Origin of the sequence: Microbacterium pumilum (assembly GCF_039530225.1) — a bacterium.
Taxonomy (GTDB): domain Bacteria; phylum Actinomycetota; class Actinomycetes; order Actinomycetales; family Microbacteriaceae; genus Microbacterium; species Microbacterium pumilum.
The window spans coordinates 392773-413520 of sequence record NZ_BAAAOH010000001.1; the positions used below are offsets into that span (position 1 = coordinate 392773).

Below are 20748 nucleotides of genomic sequence, written 5' to 3' on the forward strand. Positions count from 1 at the left end.
CCGGAGACCGTACAGAGATGAGTCGCCGGCGGTGCCGATCGAGGATGTCGCGGGGACCGTCGGGGAACTCATTCGCGAAGGCAAGGTCAAGCACCTCGGCCTTTCCGAAGCGTCTACGGCGACGATCGGCCGCGTACACGCCGCGTACCCCCGTCACCCCGGTGCAGAGCGCCACGCCGGGCGACCGATTCGGATCGGCTGACGGGCGATCGAGGAGTGGGACGGCGAGATGTCTTTGTCGGACCTGGTGCGGGTGGTTCGGCTCGGGTGGAGCGATCGCGGTGTGCCGCTCGGTCCGGTCGAGATGAGTGCCGCGGTGGGCGCGCAAGCCTCACCGCGGCGCTCGTCTCACGCCTCCGGAATGGTGAAGGCGAAGGTTTTGCGGGTGATGACCTCGACTGGGGGTCCACCGCGCACGCCGGTGTCGAGCGCATCGATCACGGCGAGCTCCTCGTTGCTGAGTTCGAAGTCGAAGACGTCGAAGTTCTCCGCGATGCGGGCGGCTTTGGTTGATTTGGGGATTGCGGAGCGGCCCTGCTGGATGTGCCAGCGGACCGTGACTTGGGCGGGGGTCTTCCCGTGTGCCTCACCAATCGCTTTCAGCGTGGCGTCGTCAAGGGCGCTCTGCGCGGCGGGCCTGTAGATGGTGATGCCGCCGATCGGTGACCACGCTTGGGTCAGGATGCCGTGCTCGGCGTGGAGGGTCTGCACGTCCTTCTGCGAGAAGTAGGGGTGCAGTTCGATCTGGTTCACGGCGGGAACGACGGTGGTCTCGGCGAGTAGCCGGTGAAGGTGTTCGGACAACGCGAAGCAGTTCTGGATCGTCGACCCGGACGGCAACCGGGTCGAGATCATGCAGTACACGCCTGCTTCTCTGCACGTACTCAACGGGGCGATCGAACTCGCATGAGCGAACACGACGCGCCCGCACCGATGAAGCTGACCCAGATCAGCATCGTCGTCCGAGACATCGCGGTCACTCGTGCCCGCTGGAGCGCACTGATCGGGAAGCCACTCGCCGATGGCGTCCTCTTCCTCGCGTTCTGGCAGCCCGGCGAGAACGACACCCCATGGCGGCGCCACCTCGACGCGCACGGTGAAGGGGTTATGGACCTCGAATTCGAAGCGCCCACACTGGACGCGGTGGTCGATGCGCTCGACCGGAAGGCGTACCACGTGGGGAACTTCTCTTCGTCGAGCTACAACCTTTTCGCCGCGCGAGACCTTCTGGCCGTGGACCTCAACGTGACCGTACGAGACTGAAGACTCGAACGCGGACCGTTCGCGATCCCTTACGGGTCGTGCCCGCTTGAGGGATCCCTCAGGGCGACCGATTCGGATCTCTAATCGCGCACAGCCCGTTGAAGCGAGGTCGCGTGCGGGCCTCAGCGCGGACGATCATGATCCCCGGTCGAGCAATGCGCGGAAGTGGGCAGTGCGTGCACGCGGATCCCGGCGCCATGAGTGTTGTCCCGTGCGCTGCGCGCCGCAGGTCGCGTGTCCGGTCCACTTGATCACGAGCACCTTGGTGCCCCATCGGGCCACGGATGATTGGATCGGAGGATGTTCACCGATCTGGTCTTCTCGGCTGATCCTGATGCCATGGATGTCGAACGAGTGCATCGATGGCTGGCGGAGGAATCATATTGGGCGCGCGACCGGACGCGCGAGGCCCACGACGCCGCGATGGCCGGGTCACGCAACTACGGGGTGTTCGACGCGGACACCCGGCAGCAGCTAGGTTACGCGCGCGCGATCACGGACGGCGCGACCTTCGCCTGGATCGCGGACGTCTTCGTCGATCCGGCTGCCCGTGGTCGTGGCGTCGGCAAGTGCATCATGACTGGAATTATCGAAGACCTCGAGCCACTCGGACTGAAGCGAACTGCGCTGTTCACCGAGGACGCGCACGGACTGTACGAACAGTTCGGGTTCCGGCAGCTCACCGACCCGGAGTCCTGGATGCTGCGTTGGGGCATAGGATACGCGCCACCCGCCCACTAGCTCTGCCTGGCAGAAGGTGATCTCTCAGCCGGTCCATGCCCCGATGGGAGACGCTCGTGGATATTCGCTTCTGTCCGACAGACGGCACCGCGCGAAAGTGAGGGTAGACGCATCGCGTATTCGGGTCCCGAGGTGGTCCTCCCTGCCGGCTCTTGCGGTCGCGAAGGATCGGAATCAAATGCCTCGCGCGTCCGTGAGACATCAGGGCGCAGGATAGTCACATGGTTCGCATCGCCGTGCTGCATCCGGAATCGATGGGAGCGGCGATGGGTGCCGCGCTCGCTGAGGTCGGCCACGATGTGGGATGGTTGCCCGCGGGCCGAAGTGGCGCCACGTCCGCTCGAGCCGATGCTGTTCCGTTGCGGCGACTCGACGACCTGCGTGGCGTCGATGTCGTCATCTCGCTCGTGCCCCCGGTCGCGGCGGTTTCGACGGCGGGAGGGATGACGGGGTTCGCGGGGACGTTCGTGGACGCGAACGCGATCAGCCCGGCGCGCGCGGCGCAGGTGGCGATGACGATCGACGCCGCAGGCGGGACGTATGTCGACGGCGGAGTCGTCGGACCTCCACCGCGCGTGGCGGGAACGACCCGGCTCTTCCTCTCCGGAGCGGGCGCGTCAGCGGTGGCGGAACTGTTCGATTCCAGCCGCGTCGACGCGATCGTCCTCGCAGCGTCGGAGTTCGCCGCGTCGGCGATGAAGATGAGCTACGCCACCATGACCAAGGTGAGCGCTGCGCTCCTTCTCGCGACGTTCGATGCCGCCCGTGCCTACGGTGTCGAGACCGCTCTGCTGGCGGAGTGGCGTCGATCGCAGCCGCAGATGGAAGCCGCACTTGCCCGCGCCCAAAGCGATGCCACGACGAAGGGCTGGCGATGGGCGGACGAAATGCGACAGATCGCCGCCACCTTCTCGGATGTCGGGAAGCCTGTGGGATTCGGCGAAGCCGCGGCGCTCGTCTTCGACGAGCACGACCGACCCGACTGACCGTGCCGACCAGTTGGAAGTGGCACCGGGCTGACAAGCAATGCGCCTGAAACCACCTGCGGAACGGATCGGATCCTTGACCGGGCAGTGCGCGCAAGGGCACCGTCGCGTGCAGGCACGGTCGCGCGCGAATCGCTGTACAACCCGGCGAGCTCGGATTGCGTGAACTCGCTTGTGTCGTGGAGCTGGAACAGCAACGCATGTTGAGCCTTTTGCCAACGGGCGAACTGCCTCGCGTATGCCGACGCGCTCACACGGATCCGACGCGAGCGGTGCTCGAGTCCAGTGATCAGATTCTCGGCGTAGGCGCGAGCGTCCTTCACGAGATCTTCTGCCAGGGCTCCGTGCTCCAGATGAAGACGTCACCGACGTCGTCAACCTGAAGCGGAGTGAGAGTGATCGCCCCCGAGGGGTCTACCGCATAGGACCAACTCAGCGACCTGGGACCCCACTGGAAGGTGATCGTCGATGCGTCGGCGGCGAATGATCCACCGGAGCGCCCGGGCTCGTCATCCTCTGCCATCGTCCACCCGCCGTCACGGAGTGTGGCGGTGAATGTGACGGGGAAGCGGGACAAGCCTTCGTCCGTCTTGTCCCCGGCAGTCCCGAAACGCTTGGCGTCGTCCGCAGTGATCACCCAGCGGTAGGTGCCATCGACATCCGCCGTCCCCACGGTCGGCTTCGCTGGTGCCTCGGTGCCGCAGTTCGCGGGCAACGAGAGGGGCGGTTCTGGCGTGACCGCGCCCTTGAGGGCCTCGATCCGCTTCAGAGTGGTGGCTGCGGGGCCAGTGCGAATCGCCTCTACTACTGGTTCAAGCGCCGCACGCAACCCATCGAGGTCGGCGTCGGTCGCCGAGACGGGCTGCGCCCCTTGTGCGCACAGTGCCTCGAGATCGGATTGATCGTCGAACAGCTTCGATGACTCAGCCGCAGTCTGGCGCGCGGCCTCAGCAAGCCAGCCGCGCTGAGTGTCGGTGAGGCGTGCGAGCGCTGCGGGATTCGCGAACACGATCGAAGGCTCCGGCCACAGGTTCACATTGGTCGTGATGAACGGCGCGATGTGCTGCTGCGCGTTCATGAGAACGATGTGGAGGTTCTTCTCGAATCCGCGGACCTCGCCGGCCGCGACGCTCGCGTCGAGCTCGCCCCACAGCACGTTGGACGGCGTCGCACCGAGTGCGGTGATGGCGGCTGCCTGCCCGGCGGACGGGAAGGACTGGAATGTCACTCCCTTCCAGTCGTCGACCGAAAGCAGCGGAGACTCGGCGGCGATGGGTTTGCGCAACCCGCCTCCGAGCAGAGCCAGTCCCGTGATGCCGAGTTCATCGACCGACGAGAGCAACTCGGGTGCCAACTCGCTCGTGATGACGGCGTCCTCGAGCGCGTAGCTGTCGATGACCAGCGGCGCGGTCAGGGGCGTCAAGGCATCGACGCCGAGGAGGTCGAATACCCGCGTTCCCGCCCAGCCGAGATCCGCTTGACCCGCCGCGACATCGCGCACCACCGTCTGCTCGGGGTCAGCCGGCGTGCCACCCCACTCATTCACAACCTCGATGATGAGCTCTCCGCCGGAGACCTCGGCGACGGCATCGACGAACGCGCTGACGGCGGGTTCGTAGTCGATGCGGCCGTTGGCATCGGCCATCCGAAGCGAGACCGGACCGGAGCCGCCCGCCTTGTCTGCGACGACATCGACGTTCGAACAACCCGACAAGGCGGGCACGAGAGCCATAGTGAAGGCGATCGCTGTGGCGACTGCCGCGCGAACGGCGGCAGCGCGCCGGGTGGTTCGCGGTGCACGGGCGTGGTAGGACATGGCGTCTCCTTGGTCGATTCTGCACCGAAACCTACGCGCGGCAGCGCGTCGCCACATTCGTGGGGGCTCTCTCTCGGATGCCGTGCTAGCACGGCATCCGAGAGCCGAGCCTTACCCTGCTGACGCCCGGGCGATACCGTGTGGCCATGGCGACGAACGGGCCGGTGCGGGCGTTCGCCATCGCGTTCGGAATCGTCGTGGTGGGCATCGCGTCGATCGCAGTGGCATACGCGCCGTGGAACGTCGCCGCCTGGACGGGCGACCTGCTCACAGGATGGGTCTTGACCGGAGCGGGCCTCCTGGCCATGCGGCGGACACCCACCAGCAGTGTCGGCCAACTGCTCGTGATCGCAGGATTCGCATGGTTCGTCGGCGACTACGCGGTGCTGGCGGGCGCAGCGGGGTGGGCCGGCGGCGCCCTGACGTGGGCGTACCACGGGGTGCTCTTCCATGCGATCATCACGGTGCCGTCTGGGCGCATGATCTCGCCTTTTCAACGTGCCGCCGTCGCGGTCGGGTATGCGGCAGCGCTCATGCCGTGGCTGTGGACGAACCCGGCGCCGGCGATCGCCGTCTCCCTCGCAGCTGTCGGCGTGGCGGCGGTGGAGTACTCCAGCTCGCGGGGCGTGCGACGTCGGTCGAAGCGTCGCGCGCTCGAGGCATCCGCGCTCCTTGCGACGTCGACCGCGATCGGATTCGCCATCCGAGAGATGGTGGCCACCTCACTCGCATCGACCGTCGCGCTGGTCGCGCTCGAGGTCACGATTGCGGTCGCGGCCGGTCTGCTCGTCCTCGCTGCGGGCACTGTCAGCCGGGGCGGAGAGCTCGTGGACCTGGTGGTGGAACTGGATGACGCGGCCGGCGCCGGCCTCGAGGGCGCTCTGCGTCGCGTACTCGGCGATCCCCAGCTGACGATCGCGTACGCCACCGCGGACCCGCGTGGGAGGGACCGCGAGATTGCGCCCGACCCAGGCCGGGAAGAACTGGTCATCGATCTCGTCAACGACCGGACCGCTACGCTCTGCACGGTCACCGACGCCCTCGCGGAGCCACCGCTCCGTGATTCTGTTGTCGCCGCGATTCGTCTCGACGCCGCCAATCGCTCTCTCCGCACCGACGTCGCTACACAGCTCGACGCGGTGCGCGCGTCACGAAGCCGCCTCATTCGAGCGGCGGATGAGGCGGGACGCGAACTCGAAGAGCGAGTGCACTCAGGAGCCGACAAGAGCCTCACGGCGCTGGAGCGGATTCTCCACGGCATTCAGGCGCATGAACCCGAGATCGAGAAGCCGCTCGCCACCGTCCAGGCGCTGCTCGGCGATGCCCGCGAGGATCTCGCCCGGTTCTCGGCAGGACTGCACCCTCGCGCTCTGGACGAGCTGGGTCTCACCCAGGCACTCGGAGCCGCGGTGCACGAAAGCGCCATCAGCGTCGACCTCGAGATCGTCGAGCACGACCCAGTCGACCCGGACATCCAGCTCGCCGCCTACTTCTTCTGCCTCGAGGGACTGGCGAACATCTCGAAGCATGCGTCGGCACGACGTGCCTGGGTGCGCGTCGCGGCGGCCGATGGCGTACTGAACCTGGAAGTCGCCGACGATGGAGCCGGCGGCGCGACACTGGGGAGCGGCATCCAGGGCATCGCGGATCGGATCGCCGCCGTGGGCGGCGTCGTCACACTGCAGAGCGCGCACGGCGCCGGCACACGCCTCATCGGTCGCGTGCCGCTCGATGATGCGCCGCCGGCCGTGGTGGGGATCAGGCCATGACGGCTGCGCCGGCCACAATCCGCCGGGTGTCGATCGGAGCCAGCGGCGTCGTCATGCTCGCGTGCGCGGTCGGACTCAGCATCACCGAGAATCCGGCGGCCTCATTCTTCGCGGGAACCGGCCCGCTCCCATTGCTCCTCACGGCAGCGGGGATCTCGCTCCTCGCCAGTGGGTTGGTCGTATTGCAGCTCCGAGCTACATGGCGGACCGGGCCGCTGCTCGTGCTCGCATCGATCCTCTGGTTCAGCCCGGTGTGGATCGCGTGGGACAGCGGCCCGCTCTTCGCGCGCTCGCTCGGCACAATACTGGCACTGTTCACGCCGTTCGTCCTGGCGACGATTGTGATGGGGTTCCCGGATGGACGCGAGCCGCTGCCCCGACGGCATCGAGTGCTCGTGGCCACGGGGATCGCGCTCGGCGTTGCGGCAGCGATCTTCGCCTTCTCCTACGACCCGTTTCAGGACGTCGGATGCTGGGCGACATGCGGCGGCAGTGCATTTCTGATCGTTCCGCTCCCCTGGCTCGCCGGGGCGGCGTTCGTCACGGCAAGCGGTCTGGACGTGTTCGTGGTCGGGGTCGCGATGCTGAGCGCATTTCGGGATGCCACAGTGCGCAGGAGCGCGTCGTCGTGGCTCGCCGTCTCGGCCTCCACTGTGCTGCTGCTCGGCATCGCGCTGAAACTGATTGTCGAGGCGACCGCGGGTTCGCGGGGACCGGGCAACATGTGGGCTGAGACCGGGCAGGCGGCGATCGCGGGTGGTGGGCTGCTGCTCTCAATCGCCATCGCGAGTCAGATCTGGATCATTCGCCGGCGCCAGACAGCTGTCGACGCAATCGTCCAGACGACATCAGGCGGCCAATCGAGCGCCATCCAGGAGTCTCTGCGACAGGCGACCGGCGACTCCACCCTCTCCCTCGCGTTCTGGCTACCCGAGTCGCAGCAGTACATCGACTGCGATGGTATGCCTGTGGAGCCGCCGAGCGACTCGGTCGAGGTCAGAACGGTGACGATCGCGCGCGAAGGACGCAGCGTCGCGACGATCGGGCACAGCGCGCTCACCGAGATCGAGAGCCATCTCGGGCCGGCGCTGCGGCTCGCAATCGAGAACGAGTCGCTTCGCGTTGAGCTCGAGGTCCAGCTGAGAGAACTGCGCTCTGCCCGCACTCGTATCGTCATCGCGCAAGATGACCGCCGCCGCGAACTGGAGCGGGCACTTCACGATGGCGCGCAGCATCGTCTGACGGTCCTCGTACTCCAGCTCCGGGCTCTCGCCGACCTCGCGGATGCCGGCGACCTGCAATGCGCAGACGACCTCCAGCAGGGCATTGCGCTGGCCCGGGCGGCGATCGACGACCTGCGCGAGGTCGCCCGCGGCGTGTACCCGACGATTCTCGAGAGTGGCGGTCTGCTCTCGGCGCTCGCGACCTACGCCACCAGTGCGCCGATCGCGATCGAATTCGACTCCGTCGCACCCGAGCGTGTCGATCGCGCCGTCGAAATGACCGCCTACCGCTTCGTGGTCTCGGCGGTCGAGGATGCCTCTCGACGTCTCGCATCGCATGCCACCGTCACGATCGTGGCAGCGGGAGGAACGCTCACCGTGACCGTCAAAGATGACGCAGCGGACGCGCCGGCGCCCCTCCCGAGCACCCTCGACCGCGTTGGAGCGATCGGCGGTCTCGTCCACGCCCACCATGGACGCATCGTCGCGGAGCTCCCATGCGAGTCGTGATCGCCGACGACATGCTGCTGATCCGCCGCGGGGTAGCAGACGTGCTGGAACGCGCCGGCATCGACGTGGTCGCCGAGGCAGCAGATGGGCTCGGACTGTTGAGCGCCATCGCGGAGCACGAACCCGACGCCGCGATCGTCGACATCCGGATGCCCCCCACCCACACGACCGAAGGACTCGTGGCCGCGCGAGACATCCGCACCAATCACCCTGCGGTCGCCGTTCTCCTGCTCTCGCAGTACGTCGAGGCAAGCTATGCCATGGATCTCATCGAGCAGAACCCGGCTTCGGTCGGCTACCTCATCAAGGACCGGGTATTCGAGCCGATGGTGATCGTGGACGCGCTACGACGCGTCTGCCAGGGTCAAACCGTCATTGATCCAGGAATCGTGGCACAGCTATTGTCGCGACTACGTCGCGACGACCCGATCGATCGGCTCAGCGAGCGCGAGCGCAGCGTGCTGGCACTCGTTGCCGAGGGCCTCTCGAACCGCGCCATCGCGTCGCGGCTCTACGTGAGCGAGCGCACCGTCGAGGCGCACATCGCGCGCGTCTTCGGCAAACTCGGACTGCTCGATTCACCACAATCTCATCGACGAGTACTCGCCGTGCTCGCCTATCTCAGGGCGTAGAGCGCGCCGGCCAGCAGGTACTCGCGATGTTCCGGTCGTCGTAGCTGATCCCCATGCGGGCCATGCTCGATAGGGGCAGATGGCGTGCGGACCTGAGTGCGTGCGATTGGGATCCCTCTACGGGGATGACGGATGCATGCGCTAACGCTCGCGTAGCGCGGGGCCCTCGTCGGCGACCCGACGCTCCAAGCCCTCTAGCAACAGCTCCAACCCGTAGTCGAACTCGTCCGCGAATGCGTAACCGCCATCGCCGAACAGCTCGGCGCGGGAGCGCGCAATGTGCGGATACAGCTCCGCCGACGCCGCAACCCGGACGGCGAATGCCTCCTCGGCGCCGTCCCCGGGTTTGAACGGCAGGCTGGTCTCGGTCAGCGCGAACCCGTACACGTAGGCGTCGATCGCCGAAAACGCGTGTGTTGCGAGCGCGGCGCTGAAGCCCTCGGTCATGAGCACGCCAATCAGCCGGTCGTGGTCCTGCAGCAGCGCTGGCCCGGGGTTCTGGCGCACCATCATCCCGAGCGCCCACGGATGAGCGGTGAGCACCGACCGTGCCGATCGTGCCCGGCCGGTCAACGCCTCCCGCCAGGTATCGCCGACCTCGGGCACCTCGATCCTCTCGAATACCCAGTCGACGAGGTCGTCGAGCAGCGCCTCCTTGCTTGGGACGTGATGGTAGAGCGACATCGCCTCTACGCCGAGCACCTTCGCGACACTGCGCATGCTCACGGCGGCGACACCTGCGCGGTCGGCGACGGCGGCGGCCGCGGCAATGATCCCCTCCCTGCTCAGTGGTTCGCGCCGCGTCATTTTCCCATCCTTGCGCACTTACGCCTGTAAGGCTATGGTTGGGACCGGTCCTTACAACTGTAAGTCCCGAATCTAACGAATCAAGCCAAGGAGCATTGTGATGAGAACGCCTCAATCCCACACCGCACCAGGGAATCCGCCGTCCCAGAGCACGCTGGAAAAGCTGCGCATTCCGGTGCACGCCAAGCTCGCCGCCGCATGGACCAGTTTCATGTTCCTCTACGTCTACGTCGACATCTTCAACTTCTACAAGCCCGGCGTCGTCGACGGCATCCTGAATGGCCTGGTCTGGAGGTTCGACGTCAGCTCGACGTTGTTGACCATCATGCTCGCGTCCGTGGCGATCCCCGCCCTGATGGTGATGCTGTCCATGACGCTGCCCGCCCGGGTGAACCGCGCCACGAACCTCGTCGTGGCATCGCTCTACATCCCCTACTCGGTGTTCAACGCGGCAGGGGCGACCTGGGAGTGGGCTTTCTTCTACGGCCTCTCGATCGGAATCGAGGTGCTGATCCTGGCCTTCATCCTGCGCTCCGCCTGGACCTGGCCACGCCGCACCGCATCGCCGGCAACCCTGGCAGCCAGCCTCGACAGCGGGCCACTCCCCGCGCCGCAGCAGGCCTGACTTCCCGCCCCGCGACCGACCAACCTTCGCTCGCGCCACCCGCGGGCACGGTCACCTGTCTCAGCGTTCGCTGTTGAGCACTCCGTCCCACCCCATCCCCAGAACGGGCCCGGTCATGATCGAGGCGCACGAACTCCCCAAGCGCTACGGCGACGCCACCGCCGTAAACTCCCTCAGCTTCACGATCGCGCCCGGGAACCGTCACGGGGGTCCTCGGCCCGAACGGCGCCGGCAAAGTCCACGACCATGCGCATGATCGTGGGGCTGGACCGGCCGACGTCGTCAGCGAGGTCATCGAAATGACCGGCCTGGCCGGGGTCGCGACCAAGTGCGTTCGATGGTTCTCCCTTGGCACGGGCCCGCGCCTGGGCATCGCCGCCGCCCTCCTAAGCGACCCCAGGACGCTCATCCTCGACGAGCCGGTCAACGGGCTCGACCCCAAGGGGCGCTGAAAAGCGGGTCCAGTCGGGCGTTCAGCTCAGCACATGCCTCGGCGACTCGCCCTCCGAACTCGTCGCGCATCACGCCCTCGGCAGGTCGGGAAGGATGGACGTTGATCGCTCGAGTCGGATCCCGATGCGGGCCATGCCGGATCGGGGACCGCGGCGGGCGCTCGCCCGGCAACGATCCCGCCGAGAATCGGCGCGGAGGGAGAGGAAGACCCCGCGCGACTCAGCCGGCGGGGGAAACGCTCGGGTATTGGAACGATCAGGGCTGCGCTCGGGCATGCGTCTCACGGGCCCGTCATCCGGGTGACCCGAAGTTGTTCGCCTCTGATCGTCGCGAGTCGCGCCACCTCGGCCTTAAGGTGCGATTCGTCGACCGGCGAGGTCAGCTCGAAGTCGCAGTTGGCTCAACCGCCTGGGGCGACGGCGCGGAGGAGGTCGTAGCCGTGCGCTGCCTGGTCACGGCGCGCGCGTACGGCTCTCAGCGTGCTGGTTTGGTCTTCCCTGACGTGGTGACGATTCGGCAGGAGCAAATTATCGTGATGCGCCGGTGGTACTCCCCGGTCGATAGCCACAGCAGATCGTGCATCGAATCGTCCCCGTGCTCAAGACCCCTTTATGGAAGCAGAGGGACCAACTACTCTTTGGGTGGGGCAGCACTATGGAGTGAGCGGTCCGGCGGAACGCTCTCGACGATGACCGCCCCTCGTGAACGATGAGATCTCACGAGTAAGGAGCACGCGATGCCCGAACTACGGCTTGGCATCATCGGCCACAGGGCCGAACGACTGGGAACGCTCATACACACTGATCAGACGCTTCGAGTCGAGCTACCGGATGAGTTCACCGATGCTCATCTGGCTCAGATGAAATACGACACGCAGTTCATCCTGGAGCTCATCGAACGCAACCCCGACGCCATCATGAGCATCCAAGGTGCAGTGCTGCGGAACGACTTCGCCACCGCGAACGAAGTCGCGCGAAGTGTCGGACTCACCGAGAACAACATGATCGACAACGACGGGGGAATGTGGGGATACATCATTCTCGCCGCTGTGGTGATCGGCGCATACGCCGCGTTCAGTGGCTCGGGCGAGGAGGCTCCGCCGCCGCCCCCGGAACCACCCACGCCTCCAGAACCTACGGATGCCGGGTTGCCCGGCGGCACCGGATAGGTCCGGAGCGACGGGCCACCCCGATAAGCGAGTTCGGGCGCTAATGCCTGCTGTGGTGCAACCCGGTCCCGGCGTCGTGAAGTTCGTGCTTCGTGCGCGGTGAGCGCCTGACGGATCAATTCTGAGTGGGTCTTTGTGTTGCGCGTCGGGAGGACATCCATCTTGAGTAGCCAGCACCCGGCTCGGCGCGACCTCGACCGCGTGCAGTTGCGCGGGCAATCACTTTGGACATTTGCAGCCAGAGGACGCTTACGCGTACCGGATGCGAACCCAGGCGAACCGGCGGTTCGCACTCAGTCCTCTCCACGCACTCCACACACAATTCCAGATTCGTCGGCAGGTAAAGAAAAACCCCAGTTGAACTGGGGTTTCTTTGCGGACACGGAGGGGTTTTAACCCTCGGTCCCCCGTGAGGGGACTCCACCTTAGCAGGGCGAAATCGCCGTTCCACGGGCTCGGAGGCGTGGCGGCCGTCCAGCCCCGGACTCACGCAGTTTGTCCACTTCATCTGGGCGTTTCTGGACTGGCCGGGTTCACACTCCTGACACTCGTCGCACTCCACAGTCGTCAAACAATGGCGTCCGCGGGATCCTCGGGGACCCCTGGGGGACCCTTGGAGCAGGTCGATGTTTGCGGGGTGCTGCGACGGTCACATGTTGTCAATCCCACGGCACGGGGCACCGGCATCTCACGGACTCCTTCCGAGACGATCATGGCCGCAACTCAAGTGTCCGGAACAGCGGGTCAGGCTCCCCATGCAATCCATCGCTGCTCATTGCCGCCGGGCCGCGCGGCAACCCCGAGGTGAGACGCAACCATCGGCGGACGCGGACCGCTGCAGTCGGGGTCGGGGATCCGTCGGCCGAGCACCTGGACCAGCCATACGGCACACCTCGACCTGTCGATCCGCGGGCGGCACTCGGTTATGAAGGCAATGCACAACTGCACTTGCCTAATCGGGGCGAAGCGAGTAATACAGTCGCAGGCGACCGAGTCCAGGCTGGAGCGTAACTGACTTGGATACGGATGCGGTCTCATGGTCAGCCGAATGGCTCCCGAAGGAGCAGAGTTGGAACGTGCCCAGCGGTGCCGCTGCGAAACCGGAACTGCACGGGTCGCAGGCAGAGTTCCATCAGGTCCTCGGAATCGGGGTGGGAGGCGGTCAGCGACAGGGGCGCCGACAGCTCGATAAGGGTTGCGCATTGCGACTGCTCCGAAGTCGCTTGCTACTGGCGAATGGTCGGCAAGGCCGCGTGGCAGAACAACTCGTGTAACTGGAAGGGAACGAACCAATGACTGCAGTCACCTGGGACGCCGTGCGGCCGTTCATCGAGTACTCAGAATCCCCGCACTATTACCTGGGCGGCGCCTTCGTATGGAGCACGCCGCCGGGCGGCTTCCTCGCCGCGTTCACCGGCGGCAGCCTCAGTCAGGACGATCCGACAAGTCAGATCTTGACGGGGATCTTCCCCGCCAAGGACGCCGTCTCAGCCGAGGTCGCAGCGCGTGTCCAATTGCACGTGCACTACCAGGACCGAGACCCCGTCATCGCCACCACCGTCAAGTTCTACGGCGGGACGTTGAATCTGCAGGAGTTCACGACGATTGCTGACGACATGCGCGGCGGTTGGAACCCAGACCCACCCGCCTTCACCGGCACGACGAGCGAGCTCCTTCTGTTCGGCGGCACCCAGTCGCTGCTGGTCCTGTCCGCGGTCGTATACAGCGATGTCCCCATCCGGGGGCAAGCTCTGCCCAGCGGCCGCGACGTCGTTGCATGGCCGTTTGAGGAGGCGCTCGCTCTGTCCGCAGACTCGAACTCGCTCGCGGCTATCCGAGAGCGGTACGCAACTCGGTCCGAGCCTCCTCCCCAAGGAAAGCAGCCGCTGGACGATTCGGAGCAGTCGAAGACCACGTCGTAGCGACGTCTTGGAAGTTCGAGGTGCTGAGAGCGGCGAGGAACTTGCGGCGCACTCGCCGCGCCGAGCGCGTCGCCAGCCGCTCAGCGCGGGATGCGCCGGCGCAGCCACTCCAAGCTCGCGGCTAGCGCCAGGAGCGGTGGACATCCTCCGAGGAGGGGAGCACCATGGTGGTGGCGGGCCGCGGGGTGCGAGGAAGCCGCCGGATGGAGTATGAGCGATGTCGGATCTCGATGAGGTTCTGGGGCGGCTGTCGGAGGTGTCATCCACGACGACGGTCCGTGGGCTCGCGATCGGCAAGACCCACGACTCGCTGCGTGTCGCGGTGAGGACGGGTGTGATCGCGATTCCCCTGAGCGAGATCGTCGATCTGCGCCGTGGCGAGACCCTGAGTTCGGGTTCGCAGGCGGTCGAGGTGGATGTGGCTCATCCCGAAAAGATCGTGCAGGTGCTCAAGGTCCGCCCGATCGCACCCGGTGAGCGTATCGACTCTGCGGTGTATTCCTCCCCCGCGGGTTTCAGCCTGACGGGAGAGAGGACGACCGAGACGGCGACCCTCACGGGGCGTCCGCTCGCACAAGACCAGACCGACGACGGTCCGGGCTCGCCGATCGTCGACGACTCGGCCGCCATCGAGATCGAGAGCACCTGGTACTAACGTGGCGTTCGAACGGGAGTGGCTCGAGAGGCTTCCGCAGCTCGCTGATCCCGACAGCGGCGTCATCCGGGCGTACGGTGTCGCCGTCGGGGCACCCGTGGGGCGCCTCCGGCTGCTCTTGGCCGAGACCTGCATCGACCTTTCCCTCGACGATGTGGTGAGCCTCGAGACAGCGGGCGCCGAATCGGGCCGCGGGGCCGTCCCGGTCGAAGCCGTCGTGCGTGCGGGTGCCCCCGTCCTCGCGTTGCAGGACGGGGATGCCCTGCAGCTGGGGGAGTCCTTCGGAGCGGAGACGTTCCCCTATCGCACGCGCACGGACGCGCTCTCCGAGATCCGCTCCCCGGTCTTCGATCAGCTCGAGCGCGAGTATCTGCAGCGCTGGAATCTCGCGAGCTGACGAGTGATCCTCATCGTCGCCTCTGACGAGGACGTGCACGCGCGCCGCGTCGCACAGGAGATCGAGCACATCGGCGCGCCCGCGGCGATCCTCGACTGGCGGACCGCGGCGAACACGTCCGTGGCGTCGCTTCGGTACGGCACCGACCGCGCTCGGCGATCGGTGCGCCCGCTCGACGACCACCGAGCGTTCGATCTCGATGAGGTGGACGCGGTGTGGACCCGCCGCGTCGGCCCCGCCACCATCCCTCCGTCGATCCTCGGCATCGACCAGCGCAGCTTCGTCGCGGCGGAGTGGCGGGATCTGCTCTACGGGCTGCTCGACGGTCCGCACGCGGTGAGCCCGCTCGACGCGCAGCGGTCGGCGACCAAGCCGGCGCAGCTTGCTCGCGCGCCGCGTGCCGGGCTCACGATTCCCGATACCCTCATAACGAGCGATCCGCTCGAGGCCGGCGGCTTCATCGACGAGCACGGCGGCCGTGTCGTTCACAAGACGATGAACAGCCCCCGGGACCGGCTCCTCGCGACGCTGCGCTGGGAGGAGCGTCACCGCAGCGACCTGGCGCGTCTTCCCCTCGTTCCCACGATCTTCCAGGAGCTGATCGAGGGGCCTCGAGATCTGCGTGTCACGGTCATCGGCACGACCTGCTACGCGGCATCCATCGAGGGCGGCGCTTCGGCGAAGCATGTCGACTCGCGTCTCGACGTCGACGTGCCGATCATTCCTTTCGAGCTTCCCCCGGCGCTCGCGGCGGCGCTCATCGACCTCATGGGACTGCTCGGTCTGACCTTCGCGACGATCGACCTCAAGCAGGCGTGGGACGGCACCTTCTACTTCCTCGAGCTGAACCCGCAGGGCCAGTTCCTTTACATCGAGATCCTCACGGGACTGCCGATCGCGGCGGGCATGGCTCGGTATCTGGCGGGGCTGGAGAATCGGCAGGCGTGATCTCCTGCACCCGTGGGTCTGCGCGGAGTGGACAGCCGCCGGGATGGAGAGGACCATAGTTAACACCGGCGAGTGCGGATAGGAGGACGGGCGATGTCCGAGCTCGATGACCTACTGGGGAATCTGTCCGAAGTATCCACGAAGACGACGGTCCGCGGGGTCGCGGTCGGCAAGAGCGGCGATCGGCTTCATGTCGCGGTGCGGACCGGAGTCATAGCGATCCCGATCGCGGAGATCGCCGACCTGCGCCGGGTCGAGACGCTGACCTCAGGCTCCGAGGTGGTCGAGGTTGACATGGAGCGTCCCGAGACGATCGTCCAGGTCTTCAAGGTCCGCCCGTTCCTCGCTGGAGAGCGCAACGACCCCTCGCTGCTTTATGCCTCGGCGTCGAACACCACCTCGACCGACCTCTCGACCGTGACCTCGACGTTGTCCGGCGGAGTCTTGGATCAGACCGACGACGGGTCGACCGGATCGGAACTCGACGACTCGGGAACGGCGGTGCTCGAGTCGGCCTCGTTCTGACTCCGCGGCGCCGCTCGTGATCGAGATCAGCCTTCCCGCGCGTCGAGCGCGAATTCGGCCGCACGGCACTGATGCCCGGCTGCCCCCGGAAGCCGAGATCCGGCGCCTAGGTCTGCCCGTGCTGGGGGAATCTGTGAGGCAATGAGTTGGGCATCCTCTACAGGTCGACCATGAGCTGCGGCTGCCCTCCTCGTAATCCGTCATCGACAGCGTCGTTGATGAGCTATTTGTCCCGCGTGGTGGGGCGATGCATTCTGGAGACCGCCGTGCGGGCCACGGCCCGATAGTCGGCCCTAAATAGCGACTCCGTGTGTCCCCTCGCAATGGCGAGATCAAGCACCGCATTTTTGATGGCGGGCTGCCCAGATCCGGCCGTGCCACCTCGACGAGCTCATCGGACGCGCGTACGGACGGGGGTTCGACGAAACTCGCCGGGTAGACGGCCGCCAATTCTCTGCGGTCAGGGTTGAGCAGCTCAAATGCGGCCAGCCCTACCCACTCCAACTCGTCCGGGTGGACCATAAGCCCGGTCTACTCCAAGGAGTTCTTGTGCAACGAGAGGGGGCATGACACACCGTCTAGGTGGTGAGCGGTCGGCTCGACAGTGTCGCGGAGGTCAGTCATTCACTGCCCTTGTGGGTCGACTGCGAGGGTGCATCCATCGCCCAACCGTGCCATGAGGACCGAATGAAGTCGGCTTCCTCAACGTGCGAAAGCCCGTGCGCCACCGCCGTAATCCAGTCCTCTTGCGCGCTGCCGTGGGTGTCATTCGAGACGTCGCGTCACCGCGCCAACTCGGTGAGCCCGAGTGTCCCGTTTGAGGAGGTGCCTGATGTCAGTGCGTCCAACGAACGCTGACTCAGAGCCGTCAGGTAATCAGGGGGACACCACCTATGGAAGGGTGTAGTCCCCTGAGTGCTATTCGCGGATCACAACCGCGGAATCACACGCGTGTTGGGAGCTCCAGAAAGCGAGCGCAATGCGGATGGCGCACCGCAGGGGTCCCCAAGGGTCCCCTGGGGGACCCCTGGAGAGCGAAAATGCCTCCGATGGAGGCATTTGGACGCGAGAATTTAGCGCAGGATTTGGGCCCCTGATCAGTGATTTTTCTGCGGAGACGGAGGGATTTGAACCCTCGGTCCCCGTGAGGGGACTCCACCTTAGCAGGGCGTCGATTCGCCCATCACAGGCGAAAACACGCACGTGCCGGGCCGCTTGAACACTCAAGACACCGCATCCACCACAACTCTCGGTTCGCGCTGAGTACGCACGCCGCCGACTCAGCGAGGTGGCACACCTGGCCGAACGAGGATCGTCGCTGCCGCCGCGCCGATCCCCGTTTGAGCGGTCTCCATCTATTCTCCGCTGGTTGAATATCTCTGCTGAGCCAGGACCGATCCACCCACCTCGCGCGACGCACTCACGTCACGATCGGGGACGGCAACGAGCATCCACGGGGCTGCGGCATCGGTGACCTGCAGATCGAGCTCGAACCTTTGGATGGCTCCGCGTGCGAGCTCCACGTCGAGGACTTCGGTGGCCATGTCGTCGAGATTGTGCCTCCTTAGGGCGATCGAGTGCGAGCCTTCACCCGATACTCCGACGATGACGCGGATGTCTGCGGTCGAGCTCGTCTCCACCAGCAGCTCGAGCGTCAACCATTGAGACTCATCAAGTCGGATCTCGAGGTGCGCGCCGTCAACCACTGCCAGCGAGGTTCGTGCTCCGCCGAACAGTACGTCGTACTCGCCGGCTGGAATCATCAGGTCGAAACTGCCGGGAGCAACAACCCATACCTCGCCGGTCACGAGCCTCGTGAAGGTCGCGCCCGCGGCAGCGTCCCCACGCACCCGTGCGGGCGTCCCCACCCGGGCGAGGACCATCGCCATCCGGCTCGATGAGTAGACCCACTGCTCCTTGTAGGGGAAGACCGCGTTGTTCCCCCACGCCGGCGTGTCACCGGTGTAGGAGTTGAAGCCGAGCGACAACCCTCCGACGAGATTGGGGAGCTCCGCCGAGAAGTTCTGCCACCAGTCGTGTCCGACGCCGTAGACGAGCGACCGCGAGAACGGATTCGCGCCAACGACCCACTCGAGCTGGCGCGACGCCAGATTCATGTCTGCCGAGCTTCCCCGGGCGATCGCTGCCTGGGCAAGGCCGATCGTCTTGCCGAGGTGCACCGTGGTCGCGCCGTGGCGCACGTGGTCGCACCAGAGCGGGAATCGGCGCAGCCGGTGTTCGCCGCCGAGGTCCACGCCATCCTCGAACATCCGCTGCATCTGCTCGCGCACCAAGTCGGGCATCGGCGGCGTCGGGAAGAGCGGCGTGGGCGGCAACAGGTGGATGAAATCCACCACCGGGTCGGGCGGAAGGGGCGCGTCGAGGTCCGCCGCGCGCCACACCGCGGCGGGGATCATCCCGAATGGAGCAGATGCCTCACTGCCGAGCTGGCAGAAGTAGTCCGCGTAGAGGGCCAGCCCGGTGTGCCATTCGATCCAGTCGTCGCTGTCGACGAACTCTTCGCGTAGCGCGGCAAGGGCCAGCAGACCGGAGTCCTCGAACCCGTCGTGATACTCATGCACGATCCGCGTGCGCGCGGCATCCTCGTAGAAGAAGCCCGTAATGGGAACGTCGGCAACGAACCGGGTCTCCTGCAGGTCGAGCACCCACCGGCCCAGTCTGATCGCGGCATCCCGATACTGCAGGTCACCGGTCGCGCGGTACAGTTCGACCGCGGCAAGACACAGGTAGCCCACCCGGTCGCGCCACGAGCTCGCGTTGATCGCGACCGGCTCGGCCGTGCCGGGAGGGACCAGCCCGTCATATGTGATGGCGAAGTCCTCGCCGGCCGCGACGATCAGCCGTTCCGCGGTTTCCGCGTCGTGGTCGCCGATGGTGCGCGCAGCCCGGGCCATCGCGAGTACGCCCAGGATGTTCTGGAACTCGTCGTAGCGGACCCCACCGCGCCCCTCCTGAACCACGTCGTCATCTGTGCCGACGATGCCGTCGGTGTAGTACGACGCGTCGTTGTAGAGAGCCCGGAGTCCCGCGCCGAAGCGGGTGCCGAGGGACCACGCGATCCCCCAGCAGACCTCCTCCCGCGCACGATCGGCGAGCGCTGCCGCCCCTCGCGCGTACAGCGAGTCGGCGAGGTCGCTCAGGGCGTAGATCGAGAGGTGGGTCCGCCCCGGCCCCTGGGTGAGGTTGGCGGCATCGTGCCAGCCGCCCGCCACGCTCCGTCGATCTCCTTCGTGTTCCGAGAACACGTCGGTGTGACACACACCGTGCACGCCCGGCACGGGCCATCCGCAGCGCAGTCCGTAGAAGGCGTTCAGTGTTGCTTCGACCAGCGGCAGATGCGCGTCGTCGGCGATCGGGAAGACCTCGGTCTCGACCCCGTCGTAGCGGAGGCGCCACTCCCCCTCGCCGGTGAACGTCGAGAAATCGAGCTGCATCCATGAGCCGCGCTCGTTGGCGATCACGGCCGCAGGCAGTGCTGCGACGACCTGGCCATCACGAGAGAGCACCTCGAACTCTGCGGCCTCTCCTGCGGGCGCCGTCGCGAGCTTCTGCGCACCGCGGGTGTACCCGAAGTGGCTGTAGGAGATCGTGCCCTCCGGCACACTCCAGCCTTCGGGCACTTCCGCGTCGACCAGTTCGACCTGCAGCGCGTCGAGGTCGTACGTGATTCGCGGGTCTGACCCGGTCACACCGAAGGTGGGCTGGAAGACGGTGATCTCGGTGACGGCATCCCGTCGTATCTCCGGGATCTCCCACGCGAGGTGGTTCCAGGCACCCGCTTCGAGGTCGCTGAAGTAGTGGATCGCGATGGGGTCTTCGGGGCCGGCGGCCGATCCTTCGCTGAGGAATCCGAGCGCGAACGCGATTGTGGTGTGGTCGGTGGGGTGCACGTAGACCCACAGCGACAGCCGGTTGTACTCGGACCAGTCCTGCGGCACGTCGAAGTGTTTGGCGATCACTGCGGAGAACGGGGTCCCTTCGAAGAGCACCGCCTGCCCGGAGAACGTCCCGTTGGGTTCACGGCTGGCCCGGATGTAGTCGGGATTGCGCAGCAGTGTCGACATCCGCAGGGATCGCGTCCCGGAAACGGAGCGATCGGTCGTGTAGCCGAGCTCGATGACAGGGCTGGGCCGCCAGTCCGAGTCGGTCTCCATGTCGTCGATCGGCTGCCGCTTCAGCACGGGCTTCTCGAGGCTCTTGCGGTCGAGGGATGCCGTCATGTCGGCGTGCAGCAGGGGCCGTTCGGTCCACGAGACCTCGGCCCCGGCGTGGTGATGCGCCATGTCG

17 protein-coding genes and 2 pseudogenes are annotated in these 20748 nt (G+C 66.3%); 15 read left to right on the top strand and 4 right to left on the bottom strand.

Annotation, left to right across the window (positions count from 1 at the left end; translation table 11 throughout):
* Nucleotides 1-25: 25 nt before the first annotated feature.
* Nucleotides 26-151: pseudogene (locus ABD188_RS20175) on the top strand (aldo/keto reductase); the annotation flags it as partial.
* Between the two features lie 197 nt (nt 152-348).
* Here the strand turns inward: ABD188_RS20175 and ABD188_RS01815 are convergent.
* Nucleotides 349-855, bottom strand: a complete 507-nt coding sequence (locus ABD188_RS01815) for an aldo/keto reductase (protein ID WP_425561315.1) — start codon at nt 853-855, stop codon at nt 349-351.
* A gap of 51 nt (nt 856-906) precedes the next feature.
* Between ABD188_RS01815 and ABD188_RS01820 the strand changes: the two genes are divergently transcribed.
* From ABD188_RS01820 to ABD188_RS01830, 3 genes are all read left to right on the top strand, one after another.
* Nucleotides 907-1263 carry a VOC family protein gene (locus tag ABD188_RS01820; protein WP_344057963.1) on the top strand — a complete coding sequence of 119 codons (357 nt, stop codon included), beginning with the start codon at nt 907-909 and terminating at the stop codon, nt 1261-1263.
* Nucleotides 1264-1563: 300 nt separating this feature from the next.
* A complete protein-coding gene (locus ABD188_RS01825; RefSeq protein ID WP_344057965.1) occupies nt 1564-2004 on the top strand; it encodes a GNAT family N-acetyltransferase in 441 nt (146 codons plus the stop codon).
* Between the two features lie 221 nt (nt 2005-2225).
* The gene (locus tag ABD188_RS01830) at nt 2226-2990 is read left to right on the top strand and encodes an NAD(P)-dependent oxidoreductase (RefSeq protein WP_344057967.1); all 765 of its coding nucleotides are present in this window, start codon (nt 2226-2228) and stop codon (nt 2988-2990) included.
* 319 nt (nt 2991-3309) lie between these two features.
* Here the strand turns inward: ABD188_RS01830 and ABD188_RS01835 are convergent, their stop codons facing one another.
* Nucleotides 3310-4806, bottom strand: coding sequence for a TRAP transporter substrate-binding protein (locus ABD188_RS01835; RefSeq protein WP_344057969.1), 1497 nt, complete (start codon nt 4804-4806; stop codon nt 3310-3312).
* A gap of 146 nt (nt 4807-4952) precedes the next feature.
* On the opposite strand from ABD188_RS01835, the gene ABD188_RS01840 reads away from it, so the two are divergent.
* From ABD188_RS01840 to ABD188_RS01850, 3 genes are read left to right on the top strand one after another with little or no spacing between them, the layout of a single operon-like run.
* On the top strand, nt 4953-6575 hold the full coding sequence (locus tag ABD188_RS01840) for a sensor histidine kinase (RefSeq protein WP_344057971.1): 1623 nt from the start codon (nt 4953-4955) through the stop codon (nt 6573-6575).
* Nucleotides 6572-8308 carry a sensor histidine kinase gene (locus tag ABD188_RS01845; RefSeq protein WP_344057973.1) on the top strand — a complete coding sequence of 579 codons (1737 nt, stop codon included), beginning with the start codon at nt 6572-6574 and terminating at the stop codon, nt 8306-8308. Before ABD188_RS01840 ends, ABD188_RS01845 begins: the two co-directional genes overlap by 4 nt.
* A complete protein-coding gene (locus tag ABD188_RS01850) occupies nt 8296-8940 on the top strand; it encodes a LuxR C-terminal-related transcriptional regulator (protein ID WP_344057975.1) in 645 nt (214 codons plus the stop codon). The genes ABD188_RS01845 and ABD188_RS01850 overlap by 13 nt, the downstream gene beginning before the upstream one ends.
* Nucleotides 8941-9081: 141 nt before the next feature.
* On the opposite strand, the gene ABD188_RS01855 is transcribed toward ABD188_RS01850, so the two are convergent.
* Nucleotides 9082-9747, bottom strand: coding sequence for a TetR/AcrR family transcriptional regulator C-terminal domain-containing protein (locus tag ABD188_RS01855; protein WP_344057977.1), 666 nt, complete (start codon nt 9745-9747; stop codon nt 9082-9084).
* 100 nt (nt 9748-9847) lie between these two features.
* On the opposite strand from ABD188_RS01855, the gene ABD188_RS01860 reads away from it, so the two are divergent.
* The 8 genes and pseudogenes from ABD188_RS01860 (at nt 9848) to ABD188_RS01895 (ending at nt 16440) form a co-directional block, all read left to right on the top strand.
* Nucleotides 9848-10372, top strand: coding sequence for a DUF6326 family protein (locus ABD188_RS01860; protein WP_344057979.1), 525 nt, complete (start codon nt 9848-9850; stop codon nt 10370-10372).
* A gap of 115 nt (nt 10373-10487) precedes the next feature.
* A pseudogene (locus tag ABD188_RS01865) lies at nt 10488-10818 on the top strand (ATP-binding cassette domain-containing protein); the annotation flags it as partial.
* 743 nt (nt 10819-11561) lie between these two features.
* Nucleotides 11562-11993: a hypothetical protein gene (locus ABD188_RS01870; RefSeq protein ID WP_344057981.1), complete on the top strand. Its 432-nt coding sequence runs from the start codon at nt 11562-11564 to the stop codon at nt 11991-11993.
* Between the two features lie 1292 nt (nt 11994-13285).
* On the top strand, nt 13286-13915 hold the full coding sequence (locus ABD188_RS01875; RefSeq protein ID WP_344057983.1) for a hypothetical protein: 630 nt from the start codon (nt 13286-13288) through the stop codon (nt 13913-13915).
* A 217-nt stretch (nt 13916-14132) separates the two neighbouring features.
* Nucleotides 14133-14570, top strand: a complete 438-nt coding sequence (locus ABD188_RS01880) for a hypothetical protein (protein WP_344057984.1) — start codon at nt 14133-14135, stop codon at nt 14568-14570.
* 1 nt (nt 14571) lies between these two features.
* On the top strand, nt 14572-14967 hold the full coding sequence (locus tag ABD188_RS01885; RefSeq protein WP_344057986.1) for a hypothetical protein: 396 nt from the start codon (nt 14572-14574) through the stop codon (nt 14965-14967).
* A gap of 3 nt (nt 14968-14970) precedes the next feature.
* Nucleotides 14971-15915, top strand: a complete 945-nt coding sequence (locus ABD188_RS01890) for an ATP-grasp domain-containing protein (RefSeq protein WP_344057988.1) — start codon at nt 14971-14973, stop codon at nt 15913-15915.
* Between the two features lie 93 nt (nt 15916-16008).
* Nucleotides 16009-16440, top strand: a complete 432-nt coding sequence (locus tag ABD188_RS01895; protein WP_344057989.1) for a hypothetical protein — start codon at nt 16009-16011, stop codon at nt 16438-16440.
* A 1355-nt stretch (nt 16441-17795) separates the two neighbouring features.
* Here the strand turns inward: ABD188_RS01895 and ABD188_RS01900 are convergent.
* On the bottom strand, nt 17796-20744 hold the full coding sequence (locus tag ABD188_RS01900) for a glycoside hydrolase family 9 protein (RefSeq protein ID WP_344057990.1): 2949 nt from the start codon (nt 20742-20744) through the stop codon (nt 17796-17798).
* Nucleotides 20745-20748 lie beyond the last annotated feature (4 nt).